19 protein-coding genes and 2 pseudogenes are annotated in these 19,043 nt (G+C 66.6%); 16 read left to right on the top strand and 5 right to left on the bottom strand.

Translation table 11 applies throughout. The features are described from left to right. The first annotated feature begins 2 nt into the window (after positions 1 to 2). A complete protein-coding gene (locus tag A5752_RS19825; protein WP_082963999.1) occupies positions 3 to 707 on the top strand; it encodes an LmeA family phospholipid-binding protein in 705 nt (234 codons plus the stop codon). Here the strand turns inward: A5752_RS19825 and A5752_RS19820 are convergent. Continuing rightward, positions 704 to 949 carry a hypothetical protein gene (locus A5752_RS19820; RefSeq protein ID WP_067089040.1) on the bottom strand — a complete coding sequence of 82 codons (246 nt, stop codon included), beginning with the start codon at positions 947 to 949 and terminating at the stop codon, positions 704 to 706. The two genes, A5752_RS19825 and A5752_RS19820, sit on opposite strands and share 4 nt — an antisense overlap. 66 nt (positions 950 to 1,015) lie before the next feature. Further along, complete coding sequence (locus A5752_RS19815; RefSeq protein WP_067089552.1) at positions 1,016 to 1,693, bottom strand: guanylate cyclase; 678 nt, start codon at positions 1,691 to 1,693, stop codon at positions 1,016 to 1,018. A 42-nt stretch (positions 1,694 to 1,735) separates the two neighbouring features. Between A5752_RS19815 and A5752_RS27565 the strand changes: the two genes are divergently transcribed. Further along, on the top strand, positions 1,736 to 1,912 hold the full coding sequence (locus tag A5752_RS27565) for a hypothetical protein (RefSeq protein WP_156614019.1): 177 nt from the start codon (positions 1,736 to 1,738) through the stop codon (positions 1,910 to 1,912). Here A5752_RS27565 and A5752_RS19810 read toward each other — a convergent pair. Then, a complete protein-coding gene (locus A5752_RS19810) occupies positions 1,894 to 2,679 on the bottom strand; it encodes an adenylate/guanylate cyclase domain-containing protein (protein ID WP_067089039.1) in 786 nt (261 codons plus the stop codon). The genes A5752_RS27565 and A5752_RS19810 overlap by 19 nt on opposite strands. A gap of 25 nt (positions 2,680 to 2,704) precedes the next feature. On the opposite strand from A5752_RS19810, the gene A5752_RS19805 reads away from it, so the two are divergent. Next, entirely contained in the window at positions 2,705 to 3,661 is a 957-nt protein-coding gene (locus A5752_RS19805) for a hypothetical protein (RefSeq protein WP_067089037.1), read from the top strand. Positions 3,662 to 3,758: 97 nt separating this feature from the next. On the opposite strand, the pseudogene A5752_RS19800 reads toward A5752_RS19805, so the two are convergent. Next, positions 3,759 to 4,633 (bottom strand): annotated as a pseudogene (locus A5752_RS19800) (alpha/beta fold hydrolase). A gap of 93 nt (positions 4,634 to 4,726) precedes the next feature. On the opposite strand from A5752_RS19800, the gene A5752_RS19795 reads away from it, so the two are divergent. From A5752_RS19795 to A5752_RS19735, 13 genes are all read left to right on the top strand, one after another. Continuing rightward, complete coding sequence (locus A5752_RS19795) at positions 4,727 to 5,341, top strand: TetR/AcrR family transcriptional regulator (protein WP_231983461.1); 615 nt, start codon at positions 4,727 to 4,729, stop codon at positions 5,339 to 5,341. Positions 5,342 to 5,578: 237 nt separating this feature from the next. Then, positions 5,579 to 6,346 carry an MlaE family ABC transporter permease gene (locus A5752_RS19790; protein WP_067089035.1) on the top strand — a complete coding sequence of 256 codons (768 nt, stop codon included), beginning with the start codon at positions 5,579 to 5,581 and terminating at the stop codon, positions 6,344 to 6,346. Further along, positions 6,343 to 7,197, top strand: coding sequence for an ABC transporter permease (locus A5752_RS19785; RefSeq protein WP_067089033.1), 855 nt, complete (start codon positions 6,343 to 6,345; stop codon positions 7,195 to 7,197). The genes A5752_RS19790 and A5752_RS19785 overlap by 4 nt, the downstream gene beginning before the upstream one ends. A gap of 2 nt (positions 7,198 to 7,199) precedes the next feature. Next, on the top strand, positions 7,200 to 8,657 hold the full coding sequence (locus A5752_RS19780; protein WP_067089030.1) for an MCE family protein: 1,458 nt from the start codon (positions 7,200 to 7,202) through the stop codon (positions 8,655 to 8,657). Positions 8,658 to 8,685: 28 nt separating this feature from the next. After that, complete coding sequence (locus A5752_RS19775) at positions 8,686 to 9,726, top strand: virulence factor Mce family protein (RefSeq protein ID WP_067089027.1); 1,041 nt, start codon at positions 8,686 to 8,688, stop codon at positions 9,724 to 9,726. After that, a complete protein-coding gene (locus A5752_RS19770) occupies positions 9,723 to 11,075 on the top strand; it encodes an MCE family protein (RefSeq protein WP_067089546.1) in 1,353 nt (450 codons plus the stop codon). Before A5752_RS19775 ends, A5752_RS19770 begins: the two co-directional genes overlap by 4 nt. Next, entirely contained in the window at positions 11,072 to 12,400 is a 1,329-nt protein-coding gene (locus A5752_RS19765; RefSeq protein WP_067089024.1) for an MCE family protein, read from the top strand. The genes A5752_RS19770 and A5752_RS19765 overlap by 4 nt, the downstream gene beginning before the upstream one ends. Continuing rightward, positions 12,400 to 13,551, top strand: coding sequence for a virulence factor Mce family protein (locus A5752_RS19760; protein ID WP_067089021.1), 1,152 nt, complete (start codon positions 12,400 to 12,402; stop codon positions 13,549 to 13,551). Before A5752_RS19765 ends, A5752_RS19760 begins: the two co-directional genes overlap by 1 nt. 1 nt (position 13,552) lies before the next feature. After that, a complete protein-coding gene (locus A5752_RS19755; protein WP_067089019.1) occupies positions 13,553 to 15,058 on the top strand; it encodes an MCE family protein in 1,506 nt (501 codons plus the stop codon). Between the two features lie 133 nt (positions 15,059 to 15,191). Continuing rightward, complete coding sequence (locus tag A5752_RS19750) at positions 15,192 to 15,863, top strand: Rv1363c family protein (RefSeq protein WP_067089016.1); 672 nt, start codon at positions 15,192 to 15,194, stop codon at positions 15,861 to 15,863. Further along, positions 15,860 to 16,624: a hypothetical protein gene (locus tag A5752_RS19745; protein WP_231983460.1), complete on the top strand. Its 765-nt coding sequence runs from the start codon at positions 15,860 to 15,862 to the stop codon at positions 16,622 to 16,624. Before A5752_RS19750 ends, A5752_RS19745 begins: the two co-directional genes overlap by 4 nt. Before the next feature lie 5 nt (positions 16,625 to 16,629). After that, on the top strand, positions 16,630 to 17,541 hold the full coding sequence (locus A5752_RS19740) for an alpha/beta fold hydrolase (protein WP_067089014.1): 912 nt from the start codon (positions 16,630 to 16,632) through the stop codon (positions 17,539 to 17,541). Positions 17,542 to 17,551: 10 nt separating this feature from the next. Next, a complete protein-coding gene (locus tag A5752_RS19735) occupies positions 17,552 to 18,817 on the top strand; it encodes a WS/DGAT domain-containing protein (RefSeq protein ID WP_067089010.1) in 1,266 nt (421 codons plus the stop codon). Here A5752_RS19735 and A5752_RS27795 read toward each other — a convergent pair. After that, a pseudogene (locus A5752_RS27795) lies at positions 18,814 to 19,043 on the bottom strand (HNH endonuclease signature motif containing protein); the annotation flags it as partial. The gene A5752_RS19735 and the pseudogene A5752_RS27795 sit on opposite strands and share 4 nt — an antisense overlap.

Genomic DNA, 19,043 nt, shown 5'->3' with positions numbered 1-19,043 from the left:
AGATGACGATCGCGCTCCTCGCGGTCATCCTGGTCGCCCTACTGGCCGGTGGCCTCGCCGCCGGTGAGCTCTATGCCCGGCAGCGCGCGGACAGCATCCTGACCGAGGTCGCCGAGTGCGTGACCGAGGACGGCGTCAAGATCTCGTTCGGCGTCAACCCGCCGTTCTTGTGGCAACACATGACCGGGCATTACACCAACATCTCGGTCACCACCGACGGCAAGCGGGTGCAGAGCGCCGACGGCATGACCGCGCAGGTCACCCTTGCCGACGTGCGGCTGCAGGACACGGGCGATTCCAAGGGCACCATTGGATCACTCGACGCGACCCTGAGTTGGAAGTCGGCCGGTATCAAAGACACCGTCGCGGCGAACCTGCCCGGCGTCGGCAACCTGGTCACCGGGGTGCGCACCGATTCTGCGGCGGGGACTGTGATCTTGGAGGCCGGCGACAACAGCGTCACCGCCAAGCCCGTCGTCACCGACGGCGACCTGAATTTGCAGGTCCTCGATGTCACCGGCCCGCTGCCCAAGGACGCGGTGCAGACGGCGCTCAACGACCTGACCAAAAAACTCAACGACAACTACCCGCTCGGGATCCACGCCGACAGTGTCGAGGTCACCGACTCCGGCGTAGTCGGGAAGTTCTCGAGCCGGGATGCCGCCATTCCCAAGGAGGACGCCAACCCCTGCTTCGCGCGCCTCTAGCCGCGATCACGCAGATACCGCGCGACGAGCGCGATGACGGTGAGCAGCACGGCCACCGCCACCAGGCCCGCCAGCACGGTCCACGCGACGAGACCGGCGTCCACGGGGCGCCCCATGATCTCGGCGCGGCGCCAGTAGACCGCGCCGATCAGGACGGCCTTGACGACGATCAGTATCGAGGCGATGCGTAGGGCGGTGGACAGCGGCACCTCATCGAGCGTACGCAGGGGTGCGGCCGCCACGCACTACACAGCGGGACGGTGGTGATGGCTCCGCCGACCGCTTTCGGTGCCGCTCGAAGGGGCTGATCAGTCCAGGGTCACGGCGATCTCGGGGCTCAGTTGATAGCCGGGCGCGAGCGGCAGGGTGTCACCGCTCCAGAACGAGCCGGGGTCGAACCAGTTGTAGTGCTTCTCCGACGTGAGCAGGCCCATCTCCTCGTAGGTGATGGCGACGGTCTCCGCGCAGTACGCGGTCTGCATCCCCACCTGGAGCTGTTCCTGCTTCCTGCGCGCCGTCGCATCGCGAACCCTCCTGTGCACGAACGGAATCCCGCGCGTGAAGTCGGTGGCGGCGAGGCGCCCGCGAAACCAGCGGCCGGTCAGCCGCGCGGTGCTCGGAAACGGTGTGCCGTCCATGCGGGCGACCACCTTCAGCGCCCGGTCCTCCTGCTCGCGGTTGGCGTACGGCGTGAGCTGACGCAGCCAGCAGCGCTGGTGGTAGTTGTTGATCCACCGCTCCACCACCTGGCGGGCGTCGTTGAGTTGCACGCCGCGCTGGTTGCGGCCGGTCCACATGTCGGTCAGCTTGTCCCCGAGTTCGGCGTGCCAGATCAGTGGTGGCAGATCCTCGATCGCGATCGTCATCCCGACGTGGTTGACCGGGCTGTTGGTCAACGATTGGATCGCCCGGTCGGGCCCGGAGCGTCCGCGAAACAGCCACAGGTCGCCGGTGCGCGTCGCCTCCAGGGCCTGTTCCAACGACACGGTGGTTGGTTTCACCACCGCAGCTTAGGCAGACTGACCGCTATGCGCGGTATCTGGAAGTGGGTCGGGCTGGCGAGCGTCGCGGGTGTGGTGGCGGGCGGCGTGCTGGTCGCGCGCGATCAACGACGCCGCAACTCCTACACGCCCGAGGACATCAGGGCGCGGCTGCACCAGCGGGTCGCCGAGGCCAACGCCGGCGGTCAGGACTCGACGGCGTAGAGCCGGTATGACCCGCTGAACCCCTTGAGCTGGGCGTCGCGGCCGTCGTCGAACGCGATGTCGTCGACGTCGGCCAGCGCGTCGCGCACCACCTCGCTCACCAGCACCTCACCGCCGTTGGCTTCGTTCGCCACCCGCGCGGCCATCGCGACGTTGCGTCCGAACAGGTCGTCGCCGCGGCGCACCGACTTACCCATGTGGATTCCCATGCGGACACGAATACCGTTGGGCGGCCGACGAAGTGACCGCTGCACATCCATGCTGCATCGCACCGCCTCGCCGGGTTGCGCGAACGCGACCATGAATCCGTCGCCCTGGCTCTTCACCACGTAACCCGAATGCTTCTTGACGTGGCGTCGCACCATCTTGTCGTGCCGCCCCAGTAACCGAACGAAAGCGCGGTCGCCGATGCGTTCGTTGAGCGCGGTCGAGTCCTCGATGTCGGAGAACAAGATCACCATCTTGCCGCTCGGTGCGAGCCGGGCCAGGTCAGGTCGCTCCACCTCGGCCCAATCGGCGAGGTCCTCGATCGAGGTTCTCACCGCCGCGCCGAGGCCGTCCTTACGCAGGATGTTCGCGGTCTGCCACACCTGCTTCACCGCTTCGCGACCGCCGCTGAGCAGCATGTTCTTCGTGTCGAGGCGACGGCGCGCCTCATCGAGTTCCTCGCGCTGACGGGTGTACCGCATCCACAGCACGCCCAGCGCTATGGCTTCGGCCGTCGCGGCTATCGCCAGAATGTAGGCCGCGATCTGGGCTCCGGTCACCCCTCAAGTATTGGATGCTGATTCTGTGACGCCCGCGGAGCCCCCGTATTACGAGAGCCGCTACATCCGCGCCAACCACCCCGAGTCGCCCCAGGCGCTGTGGTTGCGGGAGACGCTGCTGCTTCCCACCGCAGGTGAGCCGGTCGCCGATGTGTGGGTGATGATCTTCGATCCCGACGGAGCGGGCAACCGCGCGCTCAAGGAGCCGTACCCGATCGGGTCGGCCGACTACAACTACGACACTTGGACCGCGCGGATCGGTGCGACCATGCTCGACGACCGGTCGGCCGAAGGCGTGGTCACCGGCGGGCATCGCTCGGCGCGCTGGGACCTGCGGATCACTCCGGGCGACGAGCCGGAGGTCCGGCTGCTCAGTGACCGTGCCTACGCGGCACGGTTTCCGACCGCCAAGACCACGGTGCGCCATCCCCTCGCCCGGTTCGACGGGCTGCTCGAACTCGACGACGTCCGCCTCGTGCTAGACGGGTGGAGCGGCAGCGTCAACCACAACTGGGGCACCCGGCACACACCGTCGTACGCGTACGGCCAGGTCTGCGGATTCGACAACGCGCCCGACACGACGCTCGAAATCGTCACCGCCCGTGCCGCGCTCGGGCCGGTGCTGCTACCGGGTGTGACGCTGTTCGTGTTCCGGCACGCCGGCCAGGAATTCGCGGTGCGATCGATCCGCGGGAGCCTCCAGACCCACGGCCACTACCGCCCCTTCACGTGGACGTTCGGCGGGCGGATCGGTGAGCAGATGATCGAGGGCGAGATCGTGGCCGAACCGTCCGACGTGATCGGGCTGACGTACACCGACACCGACGGCACCGCGAAGTACTGCTACAACTCCGCGATCGCCACCTGCCGAATTCAGGTGGCGGGCAAGGCGTTCGAGCGTGCCGAACTGGTCGCCCACCGTCGGGCGATGTTCGAGATCCTCACCAACGACCGCCACGCCGCGGTGCCGCTGCTGGCCTGATCTGATGCTGCCGTGTCCGAAACTGAATTTCTGCACGAGGTTTCACGATTTATTGGCACAAAGGTTCAGTTTCGGCGCACGGTGCGGCGTTCTGTGGTCACCGGCTGACGAATTGCACCACGACTTCGGAGAACGCGTCGTTGTCGTCACCGGCGGCGGTGTGGCCGGCCTCGGAGAGCTCGACGAACTCCGCGCGAGGCACCTTCTCCAAGAAGTCCTTCACGCCCGCAGTGCTGACCACATCCGAGAGTTTCCCACGGATGAGCAGAATCGGGATGGTCAAGCTCATCACCGCGTGCTCGAGCTTCTCCTCGCGGACGAATCGATCGTCGATCGGCGCGGTGAGAAACGCCGGATCCCAGTGCCAGAACCATCGTCCGTCGCGGAATCGGAGGTTCTTCTTCAGGCCTTCGGGGTTGCGCGAGCGCTTCCGGTACGGCAGATAGGCGGCCACCGCGTCAGCCGCTTCCTCGAGCGACTCGAAACCCTCTATCCCGCTGGACATGAACTCGCGGATGCGCGCGCTGCCGTCCTTTTCGTATCGCGGCACGACGTCCACGAGCACAAGCTTGGTCACCTTCTCCGGTCCCGCAGCGGCCGCCGCCAGCATGCCCGTCATCCCGCCCATGCTCGCGCCGATGAGAGCGACTGGACGGCGGATCTGTTCGACGACCGCGAGCGTGTCCGCACTCAACGCGTCGACGGTGTAGTTGGCGTTCGGCGCTCGGTCGCTGTCTCCGTGGCCCCGGGAATCCAGCGCGACCACGTGCAGACCGAGGCCGGCGAGGATGTGGCCGGTCTTCTTCCACGAATAGCGGTTCTGACCACCGCCGTGCAGGAGCAGTACGCGTGCAGGAGCAGTACGGAGGGACGCTCGGTGTGCGCGCCGCGGTTCCACTCGTCGGCCACCAAGGTGATGTCCTCAGACCCGCGGAACTTCACGGTCTGCGGTTCGCTGTCAGTCGCGCTCACGGCCGTCCTCTCGCCCCGGTGGCTCACGTTACCCACCGGGAAATTCCGCCGATCCCGGTGTCCTTGATGAGAGCGTCAATATACTTTGCTCTCGTGCAGCCGGAGTTCGCCGACCAGGACCGTGAGCGCATCATCGAGGCTGCCTATGCCTGTCTCTCACAACCGCACGCGGGCCCCGTCCCCGTCGCGGCGATTTTGCAGCGTGCGGGGGTGTCGACGCGTGCCTTCTACCGTCACTTCGAATCCAAGGACGAGCTGTTCCTGGCCATGCTCCGCGAGGAGACCGGCGCTTTGGCTCGGCGTCTCGACCTGATCGTCGAGGACAAGTCGGGCATCCCCGCCGAACAGCTCGAAGCGTGGATCGAGGGGATGTTCGGGCTGATCCGCGACGACCAGATGCGGATGCATTTCACCGTGATCGACTCCGACGAGGTGCGCGCCGCCAGGGGCTACCGGGCGACGCGCGAGGAGGCCCACGCCGACCGGGAGCGCTCGCTGGCGGAGATCCTGCGGCGCGGCCGAAGCGACGGATCGTTCCCGCTGACCGATCCCGAGCAGGACGCCGTCGCGATCAACGCGATCATCAGCCGCGTGTTGATCATCCAGACGTTCGACGACCACGACGGTCTGCGACGGGCCAAGGCCCGGGTCCTCGACTTCGCGCTGCGCGCTCTGGGGGCCGGCCAGTATGTCTCCGAAAGGAGATGATCTCCGTACGCGACGGCGGTCCTGCAAGCCTGCGCGGCCGGATATCTTCGGCCCTGTAGTGGGGAAACTCACCTCAGCCCCTTTGGCGGTTGCTCAACCGTAAATTCCCGATATACGGTTCCCCGGCGGCCGCCCGTGTGTACCCTTGCGCCACAGCCATCACGGGCGCGGGTTGTTGGTGTCGAGGAAGGTTGGACGACCTATGGCAGGTCACCCCACACGGGCAAGGCCCGACTGATGGTCGCCTCCACCGCAATTGCCAAGCCCGTGCGCGCCTTCGGCGGCTTCTATTCGATGGCGCTCGACACTTTGGTGTCTATCTTCAAGCCGCCCTTCGCATGGCGCGAACTGATCAGTCAATCGTGGTTTGTCGCACGCGTCTCGATCGTGCCGACGCTGTTGCTGACGATCCCCTACACGGTGTTGCTGACGTTCATCGAGACGATCCTTCTCGGAGAGATCGGTGCCGCGGACTTCTCCGGTACGGGCGCCGCTCTGGGCACGGTGCGCCAGATCGGGCCCATCGTGACGGTTCTGGTGGTAGCCGGAGCGGGCGCCACCGCAATGTGCGCCGATCTGGGCGCCCGCACGATTCGTGAGGAACTCGATGCCTTGCGAGTGATGGGCGTCGATCCCATTCAGGCGCTTGTGGTTCCGCGGGTGCTGGCCGCCACCATCGTGTCGTTGGCGTTGTCCGCCACGGTGATTCTGGTCGGCTTGGCCGGCGCGTATTTCTTCGTGGTTTACATCCAGAACGTCTCGCCCGGTGCGTTCGCCGCCGGCCTCACCCTGATCATCGGCGCCACCGACGTGATCATCGCGCTGGTGAAGGCGGCGTTGTTCGGCCTCTCGGCCGGCCTGATCGCCTGCTACAAAGGGATTTCCGTGCGCGGCGGACCGGCCGGGGTCGGTAACGCGGTGAACGAAACCGTGGTGTTCACATTCATGGCGCTGTTCGCGATCAACATCGTCGCAACAGCCGTGGCGATCAGAATCACGCAATGACCGTCTCTCGGCCGCATTCTCAGTTCCCCTGGCTCAAGAGCCGGTTCCGCAGCGTGGCGGATCCGTGGAACCGCATCGGCATGCAGACCAAGTTCTACGGCCGCACGCTGCGCAACATGCATTACGTCCTGCTCCACTACCGGGTGGAACTGGTTCGGATCATCGCCGAGATGGGGCTCGGCGCCGGCGCACTCATCATCATCGGCGGCACGGTCGCCATCGTCGGCTTCCTGACGGTGACCACTGGCGCTTTGGTGGCCGTGCAGGGCTACAGCGACTTTTCCGAACTCGGCGTCGAGGCCCTGACGGGGTTCGTCTCGGCCTACTTCAACGTGCGCTTGATCGCACCGGCCACCACCGCGATCGCGTTGTCCGCCACCATCGGTGCCGGAGCCACCGCGCAACTCGGCGCCATGCGCATCAATGAGGAGATCGATGCCCTCGAGGTGATGGGCATCCGCAGCATCGCGTTCCTCGCCTCGACCCGTGTCATCGCGGGCTTCCTCGTCGTGATCCCCCTGTACTGCGTTGGCGTGCTGATGGCGTTCTGGGCGGCGCGGTTCGGAACCACGGTGATCTACGGACAGTCGACCGGCGTGTATGACCACTACTTCCGGACGTTCCTCAACCCCACCGACCTGATGTGGTCGTTCGGTCAATGCATTGCGTTGTCGGTGGTGATCATGCTCGTGCACACCTATTACGGGTTCACCGCGCGCGGCGGGCCCGCCGGTGTGGGGGAGGCCGTGGGGCGTGCGGTGCGTACGTCGTTGATCGTCGCCGCCTTCGTCCTCGTCATGCTCTCGCTCGCGGTGTACGGCCAGTCCGGCAACTTCAACCTGGCCGGGTGACGATGGACGATCGAGAAGGCCTGCACCCCGCCTGGTGGACATTGATCCTCGCGATATTGATCGTGGTGGCGCTGTGGCTGACATACGCGCTGTTCGTCGGCTCGTTCAGGAAGACCGAGACCGTCACGTTGACCTCCGAACGCTCGGGTCTGGTGATGGAGACCAACGCGAAGGTCAAGTTGCGCGGCGTGCAGGTCGGCCGGGTCGCCGCGATCGAGGGCGGCTCCGAACCGGTGGCGCTGAAGCTCGAGATCGACAGGGACAAACTCGAATTCATTCCCGCCAACGTCGAGGCGCAGATCAGGGCGACGACGGTCTTCGGCGCCAAGTTCGTCGACCTGATCTATCCCAGCGACCCCAGCAGGCAGCGGCTCGAACCCGGTCAGGTGATCGTGTCACGCAACGTCACCGTCGAGGCCAACACGGTGTTCCAGAACGTGGTCGACGTGCTCGAGCAGGTGGACCCCGCCAAACTCAACAGCACCCTCTACGCGCTGGCCGAGGGCGTGCGCGGACAGGGTGAGCGGATCGGCCAGGCCACCACGGATGCGAATCAGGTTCTGCTGGAACTCAACCCGCGCAACGAGACGATCACTCAGGACTTGCGGGCACTGCGGGACTTCAACAACACCTACAGCGCTGCCGCCCAGGACCTCGTGACCACTCTCGACGCGGCCAGCACCACCAGCGCCACGGTGACCGCGCGCGCCAGCCAACTGGATGCGTTGCTGCTGGCCACCATCGGGTTCTCGAACAGCGGTATCAACCTGCTGGCGCCGAACCAGCAGAACCTCATCAAGGCGATCAACGTTCTCGAGCCGACGACGAACCTTCTGTTCAAATACAGCCCGGAGTACACCTGCCTGCTGACCGGCGCAAAGACGTTGTTGGACACCGGCGGGTACGACGCACCGGGTGGCAACGGCCGGACTTTGGTGCTCGACGTGGGCCTGACGCTGGGTGACGATTCGTACAAGTACCCCAACCACCTGCCGGTGATCGGCGCCAAGGGCGGGCCGGGAGGCAAGCCCAGCTGCGGCTCGCTGCCCGACGTCGCAAAGAACTGGCCGGTGCGAAACCTGGTCACCAACACCGGATTCGGCACCGGACTCGACTGGCGCCCGAACCCGGGTATCGGGTTCCCGGGCTATGCCAACTACCTCCCGGTCACCCGCGCCGTACCCGAACCGCCGAGCGTGCGCAACCTGTTCGGAGGACCCGCGCCTGGTCCGATCCCGTATCCGGGCGCCCCCGCTTACGGCGCGGACCTGTACGCCGACGACGGCACCCCGCTGTGGCCGGGTCTGCCCGCGGCGCCGCCGCCGATGGCGCCCCGCGATCCTGGCGCCACCCCGGGATCGGAGCCGTTCATCGTCCATTCGCCGGCGCAGATGCAGCCCACGCCGCTGCCGCCGACACCGTTGCCCATCCCGGCCCGGCCGGGCCCCCCGTTCGGATGATCCACGACGCGATGAGAGGTAAGACGCCATGTCGAGCGTGAACGCCAGGGTTCGACGGGACGCACTGCGTCTCGCCGCGTTCCTGGGGGTGTGCGTGCTCGGCGTGTTCGGGCTGTTCGCGGTCTTCGGGCAGATGCGCTTCGGGGAGGTCACCAACAGCTACGTGGCCGAGTTCACCAACGTCACGGGACTGGAGAACGGTGACTTCGTCCGCATCGCCGGTGTCGAGGTCGGCAGGGTCAAAAAGGTTGAGATACAACCGGATACGACGGCACGGGTGGAGTTCACCGCCGACGAGTCGGTGGTGCTGACCGAGGGCAGCAGGGCGGTCATCCGCTATGACGACCTGATCGGCGGCCGTTACCTCGCGCTCGAGGAGGGGGCAGGCGGAGTCAAGAAGCTCGCGCCGGGCGGCACGATCCCGCTGGCCCGCACGTCGCCAGCGCTCGACCTCGACGCCCTGATCGGTGGGTTCCGCCCGCTGTTCCGGGCGCTGGACCCCGATCAGGTCAATGCGTTGTCCGGCCAGCTGATTCAGGCGTTGCAGGGCCAAGGCGGGACGATCAATTCGTTCCTGTCCCAGACTGCGGCGCTGACGACAACGCTGGCCGACCGTGACCGGCTTATCGGTGAGGTCCTCGTCAACCTCAACGTCGTGCTGGGATCGCTCGGCGACCAGAGCGACCAGTTCGCAAAGGCCGTCGACGCGCTGTCGGAACTCGTCGCGACGCTGCAGGGGCGCAAACAGGACATCAGCAACGGGTTGGCGTACACCAACGCCGCGGCCGCGACCATCACCGACCTTCTCGCCGAAGCCCGCCCGCCGTTCTCAAAGACGATCCAGGAGACGGACCGCGCCGCGGGAATCGTGGTGGCCGACCACGAGTACTTCGACAACCTGCTCAACACGTTGCCGGATGCATATCAGGCGCTTGCGCGACAAGGCATCTACGGTGACTTCTTCACGTTCTATCTCTGTGACATCGTGCTCAAGCTCAACGGTAAGGGCGGTCAGCCGGTATACGTGAAGGTCGCCGGGCAGTCCACGGGGAGGTGTGCGCCGCGATGAGGCCTTTCTCCGAACGCAACCAATTGGTCATCGGCGCCGTCGGTCTGGCGTTGACGATCGCCATCGTGCTGGGGTCGCTGAACTACCAGCGGCTGCCGTTCCTGAAGGGCAACGAGTACTCGGCCTATTTTTCCGAAGTGGGCGGGCTGGAACCCGGTGAGGCCGTTCAGGTTTCCGGTTTCGAGGTGGGCCAGGTCCAGTCGATCGAGCTGGACGGGTCGCGCGCGCTGGTGAAATTCACCGTCGCCAAGCACATCCGAATCGGTGAGCGCACCGAGGCGGCGATCAAGACCCAGGGTCTGCTGGGCACGAAGATCCTCGAGGTCACGTCGCGCGGTGAAGGGCGACAGGAGGGCACGATTCCCCTCGACCGCACGACGGCGCCGTACGAACTGCCGGATGCGTTGGGCGAGTTGGCGATGGCGATCAGCGGCCTGAACACCAACCAGTTGTCCGATTCGCTGCGCGTCTTGGCCGACACGTTCTCCGAGACGCCGCCAGAACTGCGCGTCGCGATCGAAGGCGTGGCGCGGTTCTCCGACACGCTGAACCAGCGCGATGAGCAACTTCGCGGCTTGCTGGGCAACGCGAACAAGGCCACCACGGTGCTGGCCGAACGCAGCAACCAGATCGTCAGCCTGGTCAACAACACCAACGCACTGCTGGCCGAGCTGAGGAGCCAGAGCGCGGCGCTGGATGAGGTCTCGGGCAACATCTCGGCACTCAGCAGGCAGTTGGGCGGTTTCATCGCCGAGAACCGCGAGACCATGAAACCGGCCCTCGAGAAGCTCAACGGCGTCCTGACGATCATCGACAACCGCAAGGAACGCCTGCAGAAGTCGCTCGAGCTGCTCACCGACTATTCGATGTCACTCGGCGAGTCGGTGTCCGGTGGCCCGTTCTTCAAAACCTATGTGGCCAACCTGCTTCCGGGGCAGTTCCTGCAGCCGTTCATCGACGCCGCGTTCTCCGATCTGGGCCTGGACCCGAACGTGAAGTTGCCCTCCGAACTCACCGACCCGCAGGTCGGGCAGCCCGGGACGCCCGCGCTGCCGGTGCCCTTCCCGCGCACGGGTCAGGGTGGCGAACCGCGCCTGACGGTTCCCGACGCCATCACCGGCAACCCCGAGGACCGTGCGTGTGGGTTCCCGGGCCTGCCGTTGCCCGGTCCGGGTTGCTACCCGTACCGCGAACCGATTCCGGCGCCGCCGCCTGGCGGACCGCCGCCCGGACCGCCCGCGATCGCGCCGCCCGGGTTGCAGTCGACGCCTGACCCGACGCCGTCCCCGGTCGCGGTGCCCGCACCGGGCGCCGTGGACCATCTCGCACCATCGGAGGGCGGACAATGACGCGCTCCGCCCGCAACCTGTTGGCCGCCGCGCTGGTCGTGATCCTGGCCGGCGGCGCAATCGTGTTGTTCCGCAACACCGAACGGGTCAACCGCACACATGTCGTCGCCTACTTCGAGAACGCCAACGGCATCTATCCGGGCGACGCGGTCCGCATCATCGGCGTGCGGGTCGGCGAGATCGAGTCGATCGAACCGCAGCCCGAACGCGTCAAGATCTCGTTCTGGTACGACAGCAAGCACAAGGTCCCGGCCGACGCGAAGGCCGCGATCCTGTCGCCCTCCGTCGTGACGGCGCGCAGCGTCCAGCTCACGCCCGCCTACACCGGAGGGCCGGTGCTGAAGAACGACGCGGTCATTCCGCAGAGCCGCACCGCAGTTCCCGTCGAATGGGACCAGGTGCGGCAGCAGTTGGAGAAGCTCGCCAAGACACTGCAGCCGACAGAGCCCGGGGGAGTGAGCCCGCTGGGATCGCTCATCAACACCACCGCCGACAACCTGCGCGGAGAAGGCGCCAACATCCGCGACACCGTCATCAAACTGTCGCAGGCGGTTACGGCGCTGGGCGACAAGAGCACCGACGTCTTCTCCACCGTCAAGAATCTGGCGCTGTTGGTGTCGGCGTTGCAGGACAGCACCGACGTGATGCGTCAGCTCAACCAGAACCTGGCGACCGTGACGGGACTGCTGGCCAACAATCCCGACGAAGTCGCCAACGCCGTGCGCGATCTCAACAACGTCGTCGGCGAGGTGCAGACGTTCGTGGCGGACAACCGCGAGACGTTGGGCACCACGTCGGACAAGTTGGCCGGTGTGACCCAGGCGTTGACCGACAGCCTGGCCGACGTCAAGCAGTTCCTGCACGTCGCGCCCAACACGCTGCAGAATTATGTGAACATCTGGCAGCCCGCGCAGGGCGCGGTCAGCAGCGTGCCGATGCTCAACAACTTCGCCAACCCGCTGTCCTTCCTGTGCGGTGCGATCCAGGCGGCGTCGCGGCTGGGCGCCGAACAGTCGGCGAAGTTGTGCGTGCAGTACATGGCGCCGATCCTGAAGAACCGCGAGTACAACTTCCTGCCGATCATGCAGAACGTGTTCTCGGGCGCCTCTACGAGGCCGAACGAGCTCACCTACAGCGAGGACTGGTTGCGTCCCGACTACATTCCGCCGCAACCTGTTCCGGCGCAGGCTCCGCCGCCACCGTCGGCGATGGCGCAACCCGCGCCGCCGCCGGCCGGTCCGCCGCTCGCCGCGGAGGCGCCGGTGACGACCAATCCGGCCGACGGTCTGCACGGGCTGATGGTGCCGCCTGGGATGGGGCCGTGATGGGGCGCAGGTTGATCCGCGTAGCTGTCGCCGTCGCGGCGTCGGCGCTGGTGTTGTCCGGCTGTTCGGACTGGCGCGGGCTGAACTCCGTTCCGCTGCCGGGCGTCGAAGGCACTGGGCCGGGGGCGTTCACGATCCAGGCGCAGATGCCCGACGTCGACAACATCGAACCGAACTCTCGCGTACGCGTCGCGGATGTGAACGTCGGTCACGTCACCAAGATCCAACGCCAGGACTGGCACGCGTTGGTGACGATGGAGCTCAACGGCAACGTCGACCTGCCGGCAAATTCGACCGCCAAGCTCGGCGTGACCAGCTTGCTGGGTTCGTTGCACATCGAACTGGCACCGCCCACAGACGTTGCGCCGCAAGGCAAGCTGAAGGAAGGCTCGCTGATCCCGCTGTCGTCGTCGAGCGCGTATCCCAGCACCGAGCAGGCCTTGGCCTCGGTCGCACTGCTGCTCAACGGCGGCGGTATCGGCAACATCCACGACATCACCGAGGCGCTGAGCATCGCCTTCACCGGCCGCGAGAACGACCTGCGCAGCCTGATCGAGCAGCTCGACATCGCGATCGGCCATCTCGACGATCAGAAGCAGGACATCATCGAGGCCACCGAGGGTTTGAACAACCTGATCGGGCAGTTCGCCGAGCAGAAGCCAGTGGTGGACAAGGCTTTACGGACCATTCCCGATGCGTTGGCCGTACTCCGGGACCAGCGAGAGAACCTCGCCGAGGCGCTGACCCAGCTCGGCAGGTTCAGTGCGCTCGCCGCCGACTCGGTCAACCAGACCAAGGAAGCGCTCGTGCAGGAGCTCAAGGACCTGGGCGTGGTGTTGCAGGAACTGGCCAATGCCGGCCCTGCGCTCACCCGCGCGCTGAGCTTCCTGCCCACCTTCCCGTTCCCGAAAGAAACGCTGCTGAACTGGATGCGCGGCGATTACGCAAACCTGACGTTGATACTTGATCTGACGTTGAGCCGCATCGACTCGGGCTTCTTCACCGGGACGCGGTTCGAGTGCAACTTGACGTGGCTGGAGCTGCAGTGGGGACGCACCATCGGACAGTTCCCCAGCCCGTGCAACCACAACGTGCCGCCACCGGGCGGCAACCCGCTGGTTGCGCCGTATCGCTGGGATCAGGGGCCGTGACATGAGAATGACCCGCCGGATCCTCATCCAGATCGCGATCTTCGCGATGATCGCCACCGTCGCGCTCGCGATCATGGTCTTCGGCTACATGCGGCTGCCGGACCTGCTCGGCGTGGGGCAGTATCGCGTCACCCTCGAACTGCCGGAAACGGGCGGGCTCTACCCGCGGGCCAACGTCACCTATCGCGGCGTGCAGGCCGGCGAGGTGAAAAGCGTCGAACTCACCGACACCGGCGTCCAGGCGGTGTTGTCGCTCAACTCCGACATCCGGATTCCCGCCGACCTCGAGGCCGAGGTGCACAGCGTGTCGGCCGTTGGCGAGCAGTTCGTCCAATTGCTTCCGCGCAGCGGGGACGGCCCGGAGCTGAGAAACGGCGACGTGATCCCCGCGAGCCGCGCTCGGGTGCCTACCGACATCAACACGGTGCTCAACGACACGGCCCACGGCCTGCAAGCCATTCCGCAGGAGAACCTGAAGACCGTCGTCGACGAGGCCTACGTCGCGGTGGGCGGCCTAGGACCCGAACTGCGGCGATTGGTCAGTGGCAGTACGACGCTCGCCATCGACGCCCGCAAGAACCTCGATCCGCTGCTCACGCTGATCGACGAGTCGAAGCCGGTGCTGGACAGCCAGACCGAGACGTCGGATTCGATCCAGGCGTGGGCGGCGAACCTCGCCGACATCACCAGTCAGCTGCAGAGCCAGGATCCGGCGTTGGCGGGCGTCCTCGAAAAGACCCCCGGCGCAGCCGAAGAGGCGCGTGCGCTGTTCGACCGGTTGCAACCCACGCTGCCGATCGTGCTGGCCAACCTGGCCAGCGTCGGCGAGGTCGCCCTCAAGTACCAGCCGAGCCTCGAACAGTTCCTGGTGTTGCTGCCGCAGGGCACCGCGGTCACTCAGGCGGTGGGCGTGCACAAGCGCAACACCAAGCAGGACTACATGGGCGATGCGCTCATCTTCAACCTGAACGCGATCCTCCCGGCCCTCCCTGCGCCGCTGCCGCTGCCACCGCAGAACCTGCCGCCGCCCTGCACGACGGGGTTCCTGCCGCCCCAGCAGCAGCGCGTGCCGGTGTTCGAGGACTATCCCGACCGGCCGAAGGGTGATCTGTACTGCCGGACGCCGCAGGATGCCCCGTTCAACGTCCGCGGCGCGCGCAACCTGCCGTGTGTCACAGTGCCGGGTAAGCGGGCGCCGACGTGGCAGATGTGCGAGAGCGACGAGCAGTACGTGCCGCTCAACGACGGCTACAACTGGAAGGGCGATCCGAACGCGACGCTGTCGGGCCAGCCCATCCCGCATGTGCCGCCGGATGTGCCGCTCGCCGAGCTGACGCCTCCGCCGCCGGGTACGCCGCCGCTGCCCGCTGTCACGGCCGCCGAATACGATCCCGCGTCGGGGTCCTACGTCGGACCGGACGGCAAGGTGTACACGCAGTCGAACCTGGCGAACGGCGCGTCGGGCGAGAGGCCCTGGCAGTCGATGCTCATCCCGCCGGGAAGCTGACACCTAATCTCAGTCGATCCGGACGTGGTGCCCCTCCACGGCCAGGTTCCGACGCTATGGTGTCCTGCGCGTAGGTTGTAGCCGACCTGTGTACCCGATCACGACTTGGCCCGCGGGCCGCAGAGGAACGTAGATGGCAGACGAGACCACTCCCGGCGAGGACGTGAGCGGGTCGACCCCCGACGTCGATGCCGCCGCCGAAGGTCCCGAGTCGACGACGCCGGCTGCCGAAACGGCCGAAGACACCGGCGACGCCGAGGATTTCGACGCCGCGCAGAGTGCAGAAGAGGACGCCGAGCCCGCAGCGCCCAAGCAGCCGATGTCGCACGTAAAGCTGGCGACCATCGTCGGCCTGGTGGTCGTGGTGGCCCTGGCCGCGCTGACCGGTTGGCTCGGATACCGGGCGTACGAGTCGCATAAGGCCGAAGATCTTCAGAACCTGTTTCTGCAGGTCGGGCGGCAGGGCGCGCTGAACCTCACCACGATCAGCCATGAGCACGCCGAGGAGGACGTGCAGCGCGTCCTGGATTCGTCGACCGGCACGTTCTACGACGACTTCCAGGCGCGTTCGCAGCCGTTCGTCCAGGTCGTCAAACAGGCGCAGTCCAAGTCTGAAGGCAAGATCTCTGAGGCGGGGATCGAGTCGTCCGACGACAACGAGGCCCGGGTGCTGGTGGCCGTCACCGTCAACACGACCAATGCCGGGGCGCCCGAGCAACAGCCGCGGTCCTGGCGGATGAGGATCACGGTGCAGAAGACCGGCGAGGACGAGGCCAAGATCTCGAATGTGGAGTTCGTACCGTGAGCAAGAGACACCGACTTCCGAGGCGCAACCCCGACGGCGCCACCACCGACGAGTCCGCCGAGAAGGGCACGGAGTCGACGTCCGAGGCGGTCGAGTTGACGGAGTCGACGGCGGAGACGGCCGAGGCTCCCGCTGCGGCGGAGACGACTGCTGAGACCACCACTGGGAGCACCGCCGCCGCCGAGGACACCACCGAGTCCGCGGAGACGACGGCTGCTGAGGAGACCACCGCCGCGGAGGAGACCACCGAGTCCGCGGAGGCCGCCCCCAAGCGGCGCGTCAACTGGGCCCGCGTCGTCGCGTTCGGCGTGCTGCCCGCGCTTGCGCTGCTGTTGGCGGCCGGGGCGGGCTATCTGAAGTGGATCGACAACTCGGTGCGCAATTCAGACGTGGCGCGCGCCGAAACGGTACAGGTCGCTAAGGACAGCACGGTGGCGATGCTCTCGTACAAACCGGACACCGTCGAACAACAACTCAACGACGCACGGTCGCTGCTGACCGGTGAGTTCGAGGAGTCCTACACCGGGCTCATCAACGACATCGTGATCCCCGGGGCGAAGCAGAAGCAGATCTCCGCGGTGGCGTCGGTGCCGGCGGCGGCATCGGTGTCGGCCGATCCCAACGAGGCCGTCGTGCTGGTGTTCGTCAACCAGACCGTGGTCGTCGGCCAGGATGCTCCGACGGATACGGCTTCCTCTGTGCGGGTGACGCTGGAGAAGATCGACGACCGCTGGCTCATCTCGAAGTTCGACCCGGTGTAGAGGCCGTGGCGGCCGAACCCGAGATCATCGCCGTCGAAGCGCCGGGCGTGCGGTTGCGCGCGCTGAGTTGGGGTGACGTCGGCGCACCGATCGCGTTGTGTCTGCACGGTTTTCCCGATACCGCGTATGGCTGGCGCAAGATGGCGCCGCTGTTGGTCGACGCGGGTTGGCGGGTGGTGGCGCCGTTCATGCGGGGTTACGCACCGTCGTCGACGGCGTCCGACGGCAGCTATCACGTCGGGGCGCTGATGGACGATGCGCTGCGGGTGCTCGACGCGGCCGGTCCGACGGGCCGCGACGTGTTCGTCGGACATGACTGGGGAGCGATCGCCGGGGCGGGGCTGGCGGCGATGCCCGACAGCCCGTTCTCGAAGGCCGTGATCATGTCGGTGCCGCTGGCCGCGGCGTTCCGGCCGCTCGGGCGGACACCGGAAGCGATGCAACTCGCTGCGCAGTTGCCCAGGCAGCTGCTGCGGAGCTGGTACATCATGTATTTCCAATTGCCGGGTCTGCCAGAGCGATCCGCGTCGTGGGTGGTGCCTCGGTTGTGGCGGCAGTGGTCGCCGGGTTACGACGCGACCGAGGATGTCGCTCACGTGCTCGACGCGATCGGCGCGCCCGAGAACTGGCGCGCCGCGCTCGGGTACTACCGGGCCACCGTGCGCAACAGCAAGCCGCCCGCGCAGTACGCCGAACTGCATCGGCATTGGTTGTCCGCGCCGCAGCTGCCGACGTTGTATCTGCATGGCACCGACGATGGTTGTGCCTCAGCTGATTACGCGCACTGGGTACAGCGGGTGCTGCCGGAGGGTAGCGCTGTCGCCAAGGTCGAACGGGCCGGACACTTCCTGCAGCTCGAACAGCCCGAGGCGGTGGCCGGACACATCATCGACTTCATCGGCGCGGCGAGCGCTTAGCCTGGGGGACATGAGCCGGCGGCTGGCCACGGTGGATGCGCAGACGTATTGGATGTCGGCGAAAATCCCGAGTGATCAGTTCCTGCTCTATGGTTTCGCGGGCCTCGTTGGCGATCTCGACGCGGCCGTGGCGCGAGTCGTTGACCGGGCGCGCGGCTGTGGCGAGTTGCGAATGAGGGTGCGGGACGGCAATGCGCTGACGTATCCGCAGTGGGTGTCGGCGGATGTCGCGCCGAATCAGTTTGTGACGCACGCCGAAGGCAGCAGCTGGTCGGGATGCCTGGCGACCGTGGCGGGGTTGAGTGCGGACCAACTCGATCCGCGGGACATGGCGTGGCGACTGCACATCTTTCCGGGTGTCGAGGGGATTCCCGGCGCGGCCGTCGGCGCGGTCGTGGTGCTGCAGGTGGCGCATGCGCTGGGGGACGGTATGCGGTCATCGGCGTTGGCGGCGTGGTTGTTCGGGCGGCAGACGGCGGTACCGGGTATCGCGGCACCGGAGCCGTTCCGGGGGCTTCGGATGCCGTGGCGGGGTGTTGCAGCGGCGCGAGCGCATGGGCGGCTCGTCCGGGATACCGAGGCCGGACAGGTTCCGCCCCAGGCGGATTCGCGTCCAGCCTTGCGGAGCAATGCGCGGCCGGAGGGGCTGCGCAGCATCCGGACGGTGGTCCGGCGGCGGTCGGAGATTCGGGGGCCGACGGTGACGGTTGGTGTGCTGGCCGCGGTGTCGACGGCATTGGCCGGGCACCTGCGGGAGTTGGGTGATGACCCGTCGCTGTTGGGCGCGGAGGTGCCGATGGCGAAGGCGGGGGAGCGCCGCGCGCACAACCATTTCGGCAACGTGGGCGTGAACCTGTATCCGGATATGCCGTTTGACGCGCGTATCGAACGGATCGTCGATGAGCTGGAGCGACGCCGAAGGCGTGCCGTGCACCCCGCGATGATCGCGGCCAGCCGCGCCTCGGCTGCGGTGCCCGCCGCGTTACTACGTTGGGGCGTAGACAAATTCGATACGACGTTGCGCTCGCCGACGGTCACCGGGAACACCGTCGTCTCGAGCGTCAACCGAGGACCCGCAGATCTGCGCTTCGGAGATTCGCATGTGGTGATCACGGCCGGTTTCCCCGCGTTGTCTCCGATGATGGGACTCACGCACGGCGTCCACGGCATCGGCGACACCATCGCCGTCAGCGTTCATGCGGCCGAATCCGCGATCGGCGAAATCGACTCGTACGCCGAGAAGTTGGAGGTCGCTCTGACAGCCGACGGCCCTTAGAAGGGTGGGGGTTTGTTGCGTTCGTCGGCGTAGGGCTGGTTGCGGCGGCGTTCGTCGGTGATGTGGTTGTCGCGGGTTTGGGCGCGGGTTCGTTTGCGGCGCGGCATTTTCAGGGTGCGCGCGGTGTCGAGGTCGGTGTCGGTGGTGGTGGTGTCGGTGGTGGCCGCTGCGGTGGGTTGGCACAGGTCGGGGAACAGCAGGCGGCTGCCGGGGTGGGTGGTGTAGG

It is taken from the genome of Mycobacterium sp. 852002-51961_SCH5331710, from assembly GCF_001665535.1.
Lineage (GTDB): Bacteria > Actinomycetota > Actinomycetes > Mycobacteriales > Mycobacteriaceae > Mycobacterium.
This window is presented reverse-complemented; position numbering and strand designations above follow the sequence as displayed.